The sequence below is a fragment of the Ensifer adhaerens genome (genome assembly GCF_028993555.1).
Classification (GTDB): Bacteria; Pseudomonadota; Alphaproteobacteria; order Rhizobiales; family Rhizobiaceae; genus Ensifer; species Ensifer adhaerens_I.
The window spans coordinates 4,113,158-4,125,689 of sequence record NZ_CP118610.1 but is presented as its reverse complement, the minus strand read 5'-3'; the positions used below and the strand labels follow the sequence as shown (position 1 = coordinate 4,125,689).

14 protein-coding genes are annotated in these 12,532 nt (G+C 63.2%); 7 read left to right on the top strand and 7 right to left on the bottom strand.

Annotated elements, in window-relative coordinates; genetic code table 11:
• Window positions 1–36: 36 nt before the first annotated feature.
• Complete coding sequence (locus PWG15_RS19895; RefSeq protein WP_275022297.1) at window positions 37–915, bottom strand: EamA family transporter; 879 nt, start codon at window positions 913–915, stop codon at window positions 37–39.
• Window positions 916–1,016: 101 nt separating this feature from the next.
• Here PWG15_RS19895 and PWG15_RS19890 point away from each other — a divergent pair, with 101 nt between their 5' ends.
• The gene (locus PWG15_RS19890; protein WP_275022295.1) at window positions 1,017–1,499 is read left to right on the top strand and encodes a MarR family winged helix-turn-helix transcriptional regulator; all 483 of its coding nucleotides are present in this window, start codon (window positions 1,017–1,019) and stop codon (window positions 1,497–1,499) included.
• A gap of 18 nt (window positions 1,500–1,517) precedes the next feature.
• On the opposite strand, the gene PWG15_RS19885 is transcribed toward PWG15_RS19890, so the two are convergent.
• The 4 genes from PWG15_RS19885 to PWG15_RS19870 all read right to left on the bottom strand — a co-directional run bounded on the left by PWG15_RS19885 (window position 1,518) and on the right by PWG15_RS19870 (window position 6,441).
• Complete coding sequence (locus PWG15_RS19885) at window positions 1,518–2,108, bottom strand: NAD(P)H-dependent oxidoreductase (RefSeq protein ID WP_275022294.1); 591 nt, start codon at window positions 2,106–2,108, stop codon at window positions 1,518–1,520.
• Window positions 2,109–2,270: 162 nt separating this feature from the next.
• The gene (locus PWG15_RS19880; protein ID WP_275022292.1) at window positions 2,271–2,870 is read right to left on the bottom strand and encodes a chloramphenicol phosphotransferase CPT family protein; all 600 of its coding nucleotides are present in this window, start codon (window positions 2,868–2,870) and stop codon (window positions 2,271–2,273) included.
• Window positions 2,871–2,940: 70 nt separating this feature from the next.
• Window positions 2,941–4,545 carry an exodeoxyribonuclease VII large subunit gene (gene xseA, locus PWG15_RS19875; protein WP_275022291.1) on the bottom strand — a complete coding sequence of 535 codons (1,605 nt, stop codon included), beginning with the start codon at window positions 4,543–4,545 and terminating at the stop codon, window positions 2,941–2,943.
• Between the two features lie 75 nt (window positions 4,546–4,620).
• Window positions 4,621–6,441: a hypothetical protein gene (locus PWG15_RS19870; RefSeq protein ID WP_275022290.1), complete on the bottom strand. Its 1,821-nt coding sequence runs from the start codon at window positions 6,439–6,441 to the stop codon at window positions 4,621–4,623.
• A 150-nt stretch (window positions 6,442–6,591) separates the two neighbouring features.
• Between PWG15_RS19870 and PWG15_RS19865 the strand changes: the two genes are divergently transcribed.
• From PWG15_RS19865 to PWG15_RS19850, 4 genes are read left to right on the top strand one after another with little or no spacing between them, the layout of a single operon-like run.
• A complete protein-coding gene (locus tag PWG15_RS19865; protein WP_275022289.1) occupies window positions 6,592–7,638 on the top strand; it encodes a glycosyltransferase family 2 protein in 1,047 nt (348 codons plus the stop codon).
• Window positions 7,635–8,339, top strand: coding sequence for a class I SAM-dependent methyltransferase (locus tag PWG15_RS19860; RefSeq protein WP_275022288.1), 705 nt, complete (start codon window positions 7,635–7,637; stop codon window positions 8,337–8,339). The genes PWG15_RS19865 and PWG15_RS19860 overlap by 4 nt, the downstream gene beginning before the upstream one ends.
• 9 nt (window positions 8,340–8,348) lie before the next feature.
• Window positions 8,349–8,711, top strand: a complete 363-nt coding sequence (locus PWG15_RS19855; RefSeq protein WP_275022286.1) for a DMT family transporter — start codon at window positions 8,349–8,351, stop codon at window positions 8,709–8,711.
• Between the two features lie 14 nt (window positions 8,712–8,725).
• Entirely contained in the window at window positions 8,726–8,938 is a 213-nt protein-coding gene (locus PWG15_RS19850) for a hypothetical protein (RefSeq protein ID WP_275022285.1), read from the top strand.
• 43 nt (window positions 8,939–8,981) lie between these two features.
• Here PWG15_RS19850 and PWG15_RS19845 read toward each other — a convergent pair whose 3' ends face one another.
• Window positions 8,982–9,761: a helix-turn-helix domain-containing protein gene (locus PWG15_RS19845; RefSeq protein ID WP_275022283.1), complete on the bottom strand. Its 780-nt coding sequence runs from the start codon at window positions 9,759–9,761 to the stop codon at window positions 8,982–8,984.
• A gap of 129 nt (window positions 9,762–9,890) precedes the next feature.
• On the opposite strand from PWG15_RS19845, the gene PWG15_RS19840 reads away from it, so the two are divergent.
• On the top strand, window positions 9,891–10,307 hold the full coding sequence (locus PWG15_RS19840; RefSeq protein WP_275022282.1) for a hypothetical protein: 417 nt from the start codon (window positions 9,891–9,893) through the stop codon (window positions 10,305–10,307).
• 75 nt (window positions 10,308–10,382) lie between these two features.
• Here the strand turns inward: PWG15_RS19840 and PWG15_RS19835 are convergent, their stop codons facing one another.
• Window positions 10,383–11,369 (bottom strand): Gfo/Idh/MocA family protein, encoded by a 987-nt coding sequence (locus PWG15_RS19835; RefSeq protein ID WP_275022281.1) that lies wholly within the window; start codon window positions 11,367–11,369, stop codon window positions 10,383–10,385.
• 200 nt (window positions 11,370–11,569) lie between these two features.
• On the opposite strand from PWG15_RS19835, the gene PWG15_RS19830 reads away from it, so the two are divergent.
• Window positions 11,570–12,520: an aldo/keto reductase gene (locus PWG15_RS19830; RefSeq protein ID WP_275022280.1), complete on the top strand. Its 951-nt coding sequence runs from the start codon at window positions 11,570–11,572 to the stop codon at window positions 12,518–12,520.
• Window positions 12,521–12,532: the final 12 nt, after the last annotated feature.

The following is a 12,532-nucleotide window of genomic DNA, read 5'->3' as shown; positions in this document are numbered from 1 at the left end:
ATGTGAAGCGCTTGCCCTATGGTTGCAAGCCCGCGCTCAAGCGCGGACTGGTCGCACTCTCGGCATCAGTTGTGTGCGCTGACTGAGCCAGACGCTGACGAAGACGACGAGGATTCCGAGGGCCTGGACCGGCGTCAGTTGCTCGCCAAGCACCCCCCAGCCGAGCAAAGTCGCAACGACCGGGCTCAGGAAGCCAAGCGGCGACACGGCCGATGGTTCGAGACGCGAGAGGCCGCGGAACCAGAGCAGGTAGGTGAAGGCGGCGCCGATGAGGCCGAGATAGGTAAGCCCGAGAACGTTGGCCGTGGTCAGCGGCGGCAGCGACGGCTCGAAGAACAGGGCCGCCGGCACGAGAAGCAAGCCACCGGCTGTCAGCTGCCAGGCGGTGAAGGCGAGCGGCGGGACCGGTGGGGCCCAATGACGGCTCAGCACCGTGCCGAAGGCCATGGAGACGGCACCGGCGAGACCAGCCATAACGCCGAGCGGATCGAGCGTGGCGCCGGGTGTCAGCACCAGGAGGGCAACGCCGACAATGCCGGCAAGGCCGGCGACGACGCTGAGCGTGCGGATCGGTGAGCCGAGGAAGACGCGCGACAAAAGGATGACGATCAGCGGCTGGACGGCGCCGACCGTCGCAGCAACGCCGCCCGGCAGCCGGTAAGCGGAGACGAACAGCATGGCCCAGAAGAAGGAGAAGTTGAGTGCGCCCAGAATGAAGGTGCGCGGCCACCAGATGCCCTCCGGCAATCGGCGGACGATGAGCAGCAACAGAAGCCCTGCCGGCAGGGCGCGCAACATCGCAACGGTCAGGGGATAGCCTGTCGGCAGGAATTGCGTGGTGACCAGATAGGTACTGCCCCAAATGGCCGGCGCGAGTGCGGTCAAAACGAGATCGGCGGTGCGGTTCGTGCTCATATCTTTATCTCAAGAATCTCTACATCAAGATAAATGAAAGCTACCACAGTTTATCTCTACGTCAAGATACTCTATAGCTGACGAAGCAATGGAGGCTGCGGATGGATCGCGTTGACAGGATATTGGCCCAGTGGCACCGGGAGCGGCCGGACCTCGACGTGTCTGCCATGGGCCTGCTCGGCCGCCTCTCGCGGGTTTCGACCCACATCGCCCGGGAGATCGAAAGGACCTTCGCCGAACGCGGCCTCTCCGCCTCGAGCTTCGACGTGCTCGCAGCGCTTCGTCGTTCAGGCGCTCCCTATCGGCTTTCGCCGGGCGAACTGCTGGATACGACCATGGTCAGCTCCGGGACGATGACCAACCGCATCGACCAACTGGAGAAGGCGGGACTGGTCGAGCGAATTGCCAATCCCGAGGACCGGCGCAGCGTCATCATTGCGCTCACGGAAGAAGGGTTGCACCGTGTCGACGAGGCCGCGAGTGCCCATGTGGCGAACCAGCATCGGGTCGTTTCCGAACTCTCGCCCGAGGAGCGGGCGACCCTCGACGGGCTGCTGCGCAGGTATCTGGCAGCGTTCGAGTAACGCCCCTCTAGGACCCGATCAGATACGGGCGACGAGCTGACGGACACGCGCCAGATGCGCCTTGCGCTTGGCATCGGTTGCTCTGTCCATGTCGTGCAGCGCGAGCATGCGGAAATTCAGCCCCTTGGCACAGAAGGCGGCGATGCCGCGTTTCAGCAGCCGCTTGACCGGATTTCCCATGTAGAGATGCACCACCCACCAGGGCGAGCCCGTGGTGGTGAGGGCCCAGAACACCTTGATGTTGTGAAGGCGCGGGATGATGCGGCCGCCGGCCGGATCGTTGTCGAAGGCGACACCCGGGGCAAAGACGCGATCGAAGAAGCCTTTCAGGATCGCCGGGAAGTTGAACCACCATTGCGGAAAGACGAGCACGAGACCTTCGGCCGCCTGCAGGCGTGCGATCCAGCTGGCGGCAGCACCTCGATCGTAGGCGTCGGTGAAATAACTGCCGCGCTCCGCAACGCTCAGGCGCGGATCGAAATCCTCCCGATAAAGATCGAGCAGATCGACGGAATGACCGTTCGCTTCCAAGGCGGCGCGCGCCTCACGCGCCACGCTTGCGGCAAAACTGCCTTCGAGCGGATGAGCAAGCACGAGCAGAATATGCATCCGTTGTTCCTACAGCATGAGGCCCTGGGTCCAACAATCTCTCTCGTTCAAAGGGTACAAAAAATCAATCTGTTGCAGATCATTCGTTCGTCGGGAAGGCCCGGCGCTCCCGAGCCGAAAAGCTGACACGGACGCAGAAAGCGCGCTTCACTCAAAGGAGAATCAAGGAAGTCCTTGCTCAGCTAGCAACGACGTGCCCGTTGTCCCAGCGTGCTGGGCGAGCTCCTCAAAAACGGACGGCGACTGGCGCAAAGCCCAGGCAGAAATGAGCTTTGCTGCGTTGTCCTCGGCCGCCTGCTCCGAATGAAGATGGAGATCGTAGCGCTGTCCCTCGTGAATCCGATGGAAGTCGTCGGCCGCACTGCCAATCCGCCGATCACCGCGAAGCGTTTCTCTTCTGACGAGTTCCTCAAGTTCGCAGTGAAGCGCGACAAAGAAGACATCGAAGGGCTCGAGCATCACGGCGAGATCAGCCGCCCAACCGGGCTCCTCGAGAATATGCTCCAGCAAGAGATTGTTGCCGGCCGAAGCATAGGCAACCAGCGAGCGGTGGAACCCTTCGAAGAAACCGGTTCTGTACTGCCTCCACTGAAAGTCTCCGCGCCGGAACCTTTCCATCGGCAGCATGCCCGAGTCCCGGATATGATCGATCGAGACGTGCCAGAACGGCTCGCCGATCTGCGCCTGGACCGCGCGGGCCAGCGTGGATTTCCCGCTGCTGCTGGCGCCATGAATGAAGATGATCTTGGCTCGTTCGACCATATCCGACGGAATCTCCCAGGACGCACGAATGCGGGCGTCGTGTCGCCCCCAGACGATGAGTTGAAACGTGCTAGAACAGGCTGCCCTGTTTCGGTGGGTCCCCTGCCGGCTCCGAGGGTTTCGCCTGTTTCTTGCGCGGCACCGGGGTCGAAGAAACCGGTTCCCCCTCGCTTTCGCCCGCAATTGCCGAAACGCGACCGTCAGCGAATTCCAGGCTGAGTGCCATACCAGTGGATACGGCCGCCGCCTGGCGCACAGGACCGCCATCGGCGTCCCGGACCAGCGCGAAACCGCGTTGCAGGACGTTGCGATAGGAGAGCGACTGCAGGATGCGGTCCTGGGCGACGATGACGCTACGCAGGCGACGGACGTCGGCGCGTACCGCTGCATCGGATCGGGCGGCAAGGCCTGCGACGCGATCCGACGCGCGATGGATCTGGCCGATGAGGCGTGACGGCAGCGCCCGCAGCGCCGCGTCGGCCGCCTGGACGCGCGCCTCGCCGCGATGCACCTGCCGCTCGACGATGCGGTCGGCCTTGTTCATGGCATCGGCAAGGCGCTGGCGGCGCTCGGACAGCTTGCCCTTGAGAAGATCGGCGCGCAGCTCGGCCGAGACGCGCTCGAACTGGCGACGCTTGTTGGCGGTGTTCATCTGCAGGCCACGCCCGAGGCCAAGGGCCGCCTCATCGAAGCGGCGGCGCGGTAGCGCCAGCAACTGATCGAGTGACGGAAGCGCCCGCGCCAGTGAGCGCACCGCCTGGCGGCGATTGTCCATCTGTCGCCCGACTGCCGCCTTGAGACGCGCAGAAAGGCCGGAAACCGCCGCTTCGAGATCGGCCCTGACCGGCACCGCCATTTCGGCCGCCCCCGTCGGCGTCGGCGCCCGCTGGTCGGCGGCATAGTCGATCAATGTCCAGTCGGTCTCGTGGCCAACGGCGGAAATCAGCGGGATTTCGGAGGCGGCCGCGGCGCGAACGACGGCCTCGTCGTTGAAACCCCAGAGGTCTTCGAGGCTGCCGCCGCCACGGGCGACGATCAGGACGTCCGGCCGGGCGATCGGCCCACCGGGCTCAATCGCATTGAAGCCGCGGATCGCTGCCGCTACCTCATCACCCGAACCATCGCCCTGTACCCGAACCGGCCAGACGACGACATGAACCGGAAACCGGTCGGCAATGCGGTGCAGGATATCGCGGATGACAGCCCCCGTCGGCGAGGTCACGACGCCGATCACCTTGGGCATATAGGGCAGCGGCCGCTTGCGGTTGGCATCAAACAGCCCTTCCGCACCCAGCTTGCGCTTGCGTTCTTCGAGGAGCGCCATCAACGCGCCGGCGCCGGCCGGCTCCATCGATTCGATAACGATCTGGTATTTCGACGAGCCCGGGAAAGTCGTGACCTTGCCGGTCGCGATCACTTCCATGCCCTCTTCCGGGCGGAAACGCAGGCGCGAGAACGTGCCTTTCCAGATCACCGCATCGATACGCGCGCGGTCGTCCTTGAGCGCGAAATAGGCGTGGCCCGACGAATGCGGGCCACGATAGCCGGAAATCTCGCCGCGCACCCGCACCTGATCGAAGGCCTGTTCGACCGTTCGCTTGATCGAGCCCGAAAGCTCGGACACCGAATATTCGGTGAGGTTGCTCGGAGAATCGCTGTCGAAAAAGGAAGCCATGGCCTCTTTTACCGCACCCTTCGCCGAAGGCCAGCACATCCGTTGTGCTTTCCATCCGCCAAGGGCGGGCGCAGCTTACGGTTTCAGCGCGTAGAGCCGAATGGGCGAGCCCTCGGAAACCGGCAAGGGCGAAAGGAAGGCCGGTACGCGCCCTTCGGCAAGTTCTGCATAGAAGCCTTGCGGCGCCCGCGCGGCGATCATTCGCGCCTGCACGTCTGCGGCGCAGAAGGCCAGCACCGGATGCCCGAGCTGGCGCAACATGGCCTCCGCGTCTGCGGCCGATGCCAGACCGATCTTCAGTTCCATGAGCATGCCGGCGGCGTTGCGATGATAGGGCGCGCTCAGCACGCGGTGCTGGGTGCGGCGAAGGAGCGGTGCACCGATATCCGACGGCCCGACAATGAACGATGGCGGCAAGCCTTCCAGATCGGTCAGCGATGCCGTCGTCAGGCACGCCTCACCATTCGAGGTCGGGGCTTCGGCCGCCACAACTCCTCCAACTCCCTTGTCGACAAGAACCCCGCCAATGGCCCAAACCGCAGGAACCGAAATGAGAAGCGTGCCGACATAGAGCAGAGACGCGCCAGTGCCTGCCGTTCCGCCGTTTGAGCGGGCACGCAGATCCGAAAGCAGCAACGCGATCGGTACGATCGCCAGGAGATTGGAAAAGGCCATCCCGCGCACCTGGACGAGCGCGATCGCCAGGCTCGAAAACACAAGCGCGAGGAGGATGAGATTGAGACCGACCCTATCGCGGCGCCAGATGCGCCAGGCACAGAGAAGCGTAGCAAAAGCACCGGTGAAGTAGTAGGCGCCGATGCTCGTCGGTTCCCCCGTTGCAACGACCGCGAAGGAACGCGCTTCGGTGACGTTGTCGAGCCACAGCTCGCGGAGCAGCGGGTCAAGCGCTGCCAGGGGATTGCCCAGGCACTGCGGCGCCACCAACAGGGCCACGACAATGACCCCGAGACCGCAGGCACCCAAGGCAAAACACCGCATGACGGTTGACCGATGGCTTAGCGTGGCGGCGGCAAGCGCCAGCAGGCCGCCCCCGGCAAGCGCCAATGAGTAGAAGGCGATCGAGAGGTTGTCGCAGGTTGCGGCCAGGTAGAGGCGCGGCGGCACCGTCACGAAGAAGAAGAGGCTCAGACCCGCAGCGAGCGAAAGGCCGAAGGCAACCGTGGCCCGCGCAGCCTCCCGACCGACCCAAGCCCACTGGCAGGCGACGATGGCGCAGACCACAGCCACAAGCGGCGTCGTTTCCGCCCCAATGGCGATCGCCAGCGCCGCCGCCAACCCTGCGATGACGTAGCTGGATGCGCGATACTGCCGATCGACCAGCATCGCCGCCATTGTAGCGACAAGAACCAACTGCACGTTGTGGTGATCGATCGAACCGCCCAGGAAGCGATTGGTCGTGACGATGAAGATCGTGGTCAGTCCCAGGCAGAAATGCATCGCCGCCACACCACCGGCACGACGGCCAGCCAGGCCCATTGCCGCCAGCAACGGGATCGCAAGCGAAATCGGCCAGAACCCCAAGGCCAAGGTCTCAGCCTGCACTGTTCCGACGAACGGCCTGAAGGCGGACATGAGTGCGGCGATCGGCAGGTCGATGAGGCGCGACCAGTGCATCAGCGTGCCGCCGTCCAGGCCGAGGCGCGCCTGCGTCAGGTCGAACCAGCTCTGGCCAGCGAGGAGATCGCGTACCTGAACCAGACGCATGACATCATCGTTGTCGCGGCCAACATAATCGGCCGCTGTCAGGAACCGGGCAACAAGGACGAGGATGGTAGGGACGCCGTAGACGAACACCATCACACGCAGGCTCGACCAGAACCGCCTCGGCGCGTTCTTCGAAATCGCCTCAGAAAGCGTCGCCGTCCCGTTTGCCATGGATCCTCGCTCGTCTCGATCACATCGCAACCTAACGACGCGCGCTCAAAAAAGCGTAAAGCCCGCGACAATTGGGGGGTACCTGCGCACACCGACGCGGCCCTTGGCGTCTTGTTAACACCCTGATGCCTATGCTGGCGCCGATCCAACATGAGCCGAGCCACCTGGATGTTCGACCGTTTCAACATCGCCGTTCTGCTGCCCTGCTACAACGAAGCGTCGACCATCGGACAAGTGGTTCGGGGCTTCCAGGCGGCGCTGCCGACGGCACAGATCTATGTCTACGACAACAATTCGACGGACGGCACGGCACTGAAGGCCATGCTTGCCGGTGCGACCGTCGTGCGCGAGCGCCGGCAGGGCAAGGGGCACGTGGTGCGCCGGATGCTCGCCGATATCGATGCCGACATCTACGTCATGGCCGACGGCGACAGCACCTATTGCCCGACGGATGCGGAAGATCTGATCCGCACCTTGATCACGGAGCGTGCCGACATGGTCGTCGGGACGCGGCGCGGCGTTCACGACGATGCCGGCAGGCAGGGTCACGCCTTCGGCAACAGGATCTTCAACCTTCTGTACCGGGAAATGTTCGGCACGGATTTCAACGACATCTTCTCCGGTTACCGCGTGCTCTCGCGACGGTTCGCCAAGAGTTTCCCTGCCATTTCCAACGGCTTCGAAATCGAAACGGAGATGTCCGTCCATGCTTCGCGTCTGAAGCTGCCGGTCGCAGAGCTTGAACTGGACTATGGCCGGCGCCCCGAAGGTTCCCATTCCAAGCTGTCGACATACAAGGACGGCGCCAAGATCCTCTGGACCTTCGCGATGCTCATGAAAGAAACGCGGCCTTTCACGTTCTTCGGACTGATCGGCATGGCTTTCTTCGTGACAAGTGTCGGCTTCATGATGCCGGTGCTCTTCGAATATTTCGCCACCGGGCTGGTACCGCGCATGCCGACCTGGGTCTTCGCGCTGGCCATGCTGATGATGGCGATCATCATGTTCACGGCAGGCCTGATCCTCGATTCGGTCTCGCGGGGCCGGACCGAGCAGCTTCGGCTGCACTATATTGCGACCGCCTCACGGGCAGCGCCCCTTGCGAGCCTGGATAGCGGCACCGCTCCGTCCCGGGGCGAAGACCAGGAAACCGGCCTGCAGCCGACGCCACGCATTGTTCGGGAACGTCACGGATGAATCGGGAAACGACCAACCGCATACGCTTCATCATCGAAGACGTGATACCGCCTGTTCTCAGGGATTCGCGCCTGTTCAAGGGTATGGCCAGCCTTGCCTGGGGCAAGCACATCGCGCATCTCGCGGAATTTCGCGCGCGGGCGCCGTTCCTGTCGGCCAGCGAATATGAAGACCTCTATAGGCACCATCCGAGGGTTCACGAGGGAACGGACAATTCCGAAGCCTGCGTGCGCAAGATCGCGGCAGGCGTCACCGGCGAGAGCGTCTGCGACGTCGGCTGCGGAACCGGCGTTCTGTTGAAGCGCATTCGGGAAGCCAACCCCGGCCTTCAGCGCCTCACCGGTGTCGACTTCGCCATCGATGATGCCGCCCGGATCGAGGGCGTGGAATATCATGCGGCGATGATCGAGGACCTGCCATTTGCGGATGGCGAATTCGACACCGTCGTCTGCACCCATGTCATCGAACATATCCTCGACTACCGCAAAGCGATCTCCGAGCTTCGCCGGATTGCCCGCCGGCGTCTGATCATCGTCGTGCCGCGCGAGCGCGAGTATCGCTACACTTTCAATCCGCACTTCAATTTCTTCCCCTATACCCACTCCTTCCTTCGCGCGGTGCATCCGGTGCCGACCGAGCACGAGTGCATCGATATCGGCCGCGACATCTTCTATCGCGAAGACAAAGCTCTGGCGGTGTGAGGCGTGGCAATGAACCTCAATCTGGCGCCCACCGTCTGGTTCGGGCTGTTCTTCACGCCCGTGCTGATTTCGGCCGGCCAGATCCTGTTCAAGCTGACAAGCGCCAAGACCGGCGACGCAAACGCTCAAGGGCTGCTGGCGCTGGCCCTTAACCCGACATTGCTCACCGCCTTGGCCGTCTACGGCATCGGCACGATCATCTGGATCTTCACGATCAAGTCCGTGCCGCTGACGATCGCCTATTCGTTCATGGCGCTCACCTTCTGCATTGTGCCGCTTCTTGCTGCCGTCTTCCTCGGCGAGGCCGTGACGCTGCGCTACGCCCTCGGTGCCGCGCTGATCATCAGCGGCATGCTCATCATCAACTCGTAAGGGTGCCCGGGACCATGATCGTTGCCGCTTCCTTCCTCCTCGGCATCATCACATGCGGTCTGCGCTCTCCGCGTGTCTGCCTGCTGGTGGGTGCGGTGTTACTGGCCTTGGCAGGTGCCAGCGGCAGCTGGGTCGAAGCGGCGGCGGCGATCGGCGCCTTCAATATGGGCGCCGCGCTGATACTTTGCGGCGCCATCGCTGTCGGGCTGCAGCGCGACAGCCACTAGAGCGCCGTGCGTTCGGACGAACGCACGAAAGACGCTCAAGCACTCATCCCTTCCGCTCGAAAAACGCCCTGGTCTCCTCGTCCGCGGGGAAAAAGGATTCGATCAGCACGCCCTCCACCAGGGCATCCTGGGTCGAGCCAAAGGTCTGAAGTGTCGTAATGAAATTCAGCCGTATGCCACCGACGTCGAGTTCGATCGGCAGCACCGGCAGCCGGTCAGTATCCGGATGATCCTCGACCGCGCGCGCCACGGCGGGGTTGGATACGGCCTTCTCGAGGCGTTTGCCGAGGCGGCTGCGCGGTCCTTGCAGCCAGGCCTCTGTGCGCACGCGCTGCACAAGGTCGGCGGCCGCCGGCTCCCAATTGACGACCAGCTTGCGAACATTGTCGTTGCCGAGGAAGGTATCCAGGAAATTTTCACCCGGCTGGAACGGAATGTCGGCGGCGACGGCCAGACTTGCCAGCGCCGGATTGACGACGAGCAGCGTGTATTCGTGGTCGAGCACCAGGCCGGGATAGGGATCGTGGCGGGCGAGAATCAGCCTGATGGCATTGGCGACGGCCGGCGGCATGGCATCGAGCCCTGCGGCCGGCCGCGTCGCCATCCGCGGCCGGTAGCCGGCTGCCGAAAACAGCGTCCCCTGATCGCGGGCAGGAATATCCAGCACCGACGCCAGCCGCAGGATCATGCCTTCCGACGGTTTTGAGCGGCCGGTTTCAAGAAATGACAGGTGGCGCGCCGAAATGCCCGCAGCGACGGCCAGGTCGAGCTGGCTCATACGGCGATGCCCGCGCCATTCCTTCAGATGTTCGCCAAACTGCATGTGTCGTGATTCTCCGTTTGCCCGGCAGAGTGGCGCGCGTGCCGCGTAAAATCCATTACCTCAGAGGTAATTGGCTTGATGACGTCATCAACGCAACATCCGGCCATCGACAAACAGATGGAGCCGAAGATGACCCTCTCGAACCGCAGCCTGCTCAACAAGACCTTCCTCGCCGACGGAGCCTTCTCGCTCGTCTGCGGCGCCGTGCTGATCCTCGCAGCAGTGCCGCTGGCCGCACTGGTCAACACCACCGCAACACCCTTCATCACGCCTGTCATGTTGAAGGCGCTGGGCGCCGGTCTGTTGATCTGGGGTCTGTTCCACCTCTCGGCGGCGCGCAATGGCGGCCCGGTGACGGCCTCGGCGCGCATCAGCATCGCCGGCGACATGCTCTGGCAGGTGGCCAGCCTGGCGCTCCTGATGGCGGCCTATGCCTCCCTGTCCGCCGCCGGTATCGCCATCGTCGTCATTGGCATGATCGGTGTCGCCGACTTCCTGTTCTTCAAGCTGCGGGGTCTGGCGCAGGAGCACACCGCGATCGCCTGACGATGGTCTCGAGAAATCGGGAAAGAGGTCCGCCGGCGGCCACGCCGGCGAGCCTTCTCGTATACTTCGATCGGCTCAAATCGTCTCCCAGCCGTCCTTGGCGCTGGCGCGATAGATCGCATCGATGAATTTCTGATTGAGACGCGAATTCTCGAGCGTCACGACTTCCTCATCCTCGCCCTTGGCGGCACGCGAGAAGGCTTCAGCCTGGAGCTTGTACTGGCGGGCATCCTGGAAACGGAAAAGCTGGGACTGGGCGTGGTTCTGGTTCGTCAGTTCCACTTCCTCGCGGCCGTAACGGTCGGCATTGAAGGGCGACTTCACTTCGATGAAGCCTTTGTCGCCATGAAAGACCATGACCTGGCGGGCGGCGAGCTGGGTGGAGATATAGAAGCTCAGCTCGAAATCGCCGAAATCGGCACGCACGCTCGAATAGATATCGGTGCCGAACTCCGGATCGCGGTCGGTGCTCGCCTGCACCCGCACCGGTTCCTTGGCCGTGACGAACCGCGTGGTGATCGTCGGATACACGCCGATATCCGGCAGGCCGCCGCCGCCGAGCGCCGGAATGTTGCGCATATTGTTGGGGTCACGGTTGAAATAGGTGAAGGCGCCCTGGACGTGTCGCAGCCGGCCGATCGCGCCTTCGGAGATCAGCGAGCGCACCTTGCGCCAGACAGGGCTGTAGGTGACCATGAAGGCTTCGGCGATCAGGACGCCGTTGCGGTCACGTGCCGCGATCAGCGTGTCGATCTCGGAAGCGCGAAGCGCGATCGGCTTTTCGCACAGCACATGTTTGCCGGCGTCGGCCGCCTTGATCGACCATTCGACGTGCTGCGCCGTCGGGAGCGGAATGTAGACCGCATCGATCACGTCGGACGCCAGCATCTCCTCGTAGGAGCCGAAGGCATGCGGTGCGGAGAAGCGATCGGCCATCGCCCGGGCTTTTGCGAAGTCGCGGCTGGCAACAGCCGAGACAACGCAGTTTTCCGCGTCCTGAATGGCGGGCACGACGAGGTCGCGGCCGATCCGGGCCGTGGACAGAATTCCGAAACGTAACATGGTGAAGCTCCCTGATGTGGTGGCCGAGACTAGCGTCGAGGTACGTACCTATCAAGCAGTTGCTTTCATTCGGCCAAGGATATGCGTTTCGCAGAAAAATGCCGGCGGGCGGGTGACAATGTCAGCTTTTCTGCCCTATCTTTCCCTTCGCAATCCTCCCGATCGCGATATGCTTTCATCCAGTCCAATGGAGCGAAACCATGGAAAAACTGAGACTTGGCCGCACCGACCTGACAATTGCGCCCCTTGTGTTCGGCGGCAATGTCTTCGGCTGGACCGCCGACGAAAAGACCTCCTTTGCCCTGCTCGACGCCTTTTTCGACGCCGGGTTCAACGCCATCGATACTGCAGACGTCTACTCTTCCTGGGCGCCGGGCAATCAGGGCGGCGAATCCGAAACGATCATCGGCAAATGGCTGAAACAGTCGGGCCGGTCGCGTGACAAGGCCGTTATCGTCACCAAGGTCGGCTCCGAACTCGGCCCCGACCGCAAGGGGCTTTCGCGCCGCTGGATCCTGCAGGCAGTCGAAGATTCGCTCAAACGGCTGCAGACCGACCACATCGATCTCTATCTCTCCCATTGGCCAGACCCGGAGACGCCCTACGAAGAGACGCTTGGCGCCTATGACCAGTTGCTGACCGAGGGCAAGGTCCGCGCCATCGGCGCCTCCAACCTGAACTCGCTGCAACTGCGCGAGGCGCTCGACGTATCGGCAAACCAGGGCCTGCCGCGCTATCAGGTGCTGCAGCCGGAATACAATCTCTACGACCGCGATGCGTTCGAAGGGCCGCTTCGCGAGCTCTGCATTGCCGAAGAGATCGGCGTCATCAGCTATTTCGGCCTGGCGCGCGGGTTCCTCTCTGGAAAGTACCGCACGCACAAGGACCTCGAAGGTTCGGCGCGCGGCAGCGGCGTCGAAAAATATCTCGACGGTCGCGGCATGCGCATCCTCGGCGTGCTCGACGACATTGCGGCCGATACCGGGGCGACCCAGGCGGAAATCGCGCTTGCCTGGATCCGGACGCGCAAGGGCGTCACAGCGCCGATCGCCAGCGCCACCAGCCTCGCGCAATTGCAGAGCCTCATTCGGTCCGCAGAACTCAAGCTGTCGGATGAAGCGATCCGAAAGCTCAACGACGTGAGCGAATGATGGGAGCAAACC

Excerpts from the sequence above, each read along its gene's own strand:
- PWG15_RS19895 (WP_275022297.1), bottom strand. The coding sequence starts at position 915 with ATGAGCACGAACCGCACCGCCGATCTCGTTTTGACCGCACTCGCGCCG.
- PWG15_RS19890 (WP_275022295.1), top strand. The coding sequence starts at position 1,017 with ATGGATCGCGTTGACAGGATATTGGCCCAGTGGCACCGGGAGCGGCCG.
- PWG15_RS19885 (WP_275022294.1), bottom strand. The coding sequence starts at position 2,108 with ATGCATATTCTGCTCGTGCTTGCTCATCCGCTCGAAGGCAGTTTTGCC.
- PWG15_RS19880 (WP_275022292.1), bottom strand. The coding sequence starts at position 2,870 with ATGGTCGAACGAGCCAAGATCATCTTCATTCATGGCGCCAGCAGCAGC.
- xseA (WP_275022291.1), bottom strand. The coding sequence starts at position 4,545 with ATGGCTTCCTTTTTCGACAGCGATTCTCCGAGCAACCTCACCGAATAT.
- PWG15_RS19870 (WP_275022290.1), bottom strand. The coding sequence starts at position 6,441 with ATGGCAAACGGGACGGCGACGCTTTCTGAGGCGATTTCGAAGAACGCG.
- PWG15_RS19865 (WP_275022289.1), top strand. The coding sequence starts at position 6,592 with ATGAGCCGAGCCACCTGGATGTTCGACCGTTTCAACATCGCCGTTCTG.
- PWG15_RS19860 (WP_275022288.1), top strand. The coding sequence starts at position 7,635 with ATGAATCGGGAAACGACCAACCGCATACGCTTCATCATCGAAGACGTG.
- PWG15_RS19855 (WP_275022286.1), top strand. The coding sequence starts at position 8,349 with ATGAACCTCAATCTGGCGCCCACCGTCTGGTTCGGGCTGTTCTTCACG.
- PWG15_RS19850 (WP_275022285.1), top strand. The coding sequence starts at position 8,726 with ATGATCGTTGCCGCTTCCTTCCTCCTCGGCATCATCACATGCGGTCTG.
- PWG15_RS19845 (WP_275022283.1), bottom strand. The coding sequence starts at position 9,761 with ATGCAGTTTGGCGAACATCTGAAGGAATGGCGCGGGCATCGCCGTATG.
- PWG15_RS19840 (WP_275022282.1), top strand. The coding sequence starts at position 9,891 with ATGACCCTCTCGAACCGCAGCCTGCTCAACAAGACCTTCCTCGCCGAC.
- PWG15_RS19835 (WP_275022281.1), bottom strand. The coding sequence starts at position 11,369 with ATGTTACGTTTCGGAATTCTGTCCACGGCCCGGATCGGCCGCGACCTC.
- PWG15_RS19830 (WP_275022280.1), top strand. The coding sequence starts at position 11,570 with ATGGAAAAACTGAGACTTGGCCGCACCGACCTGACAATTGCGCCCCTT.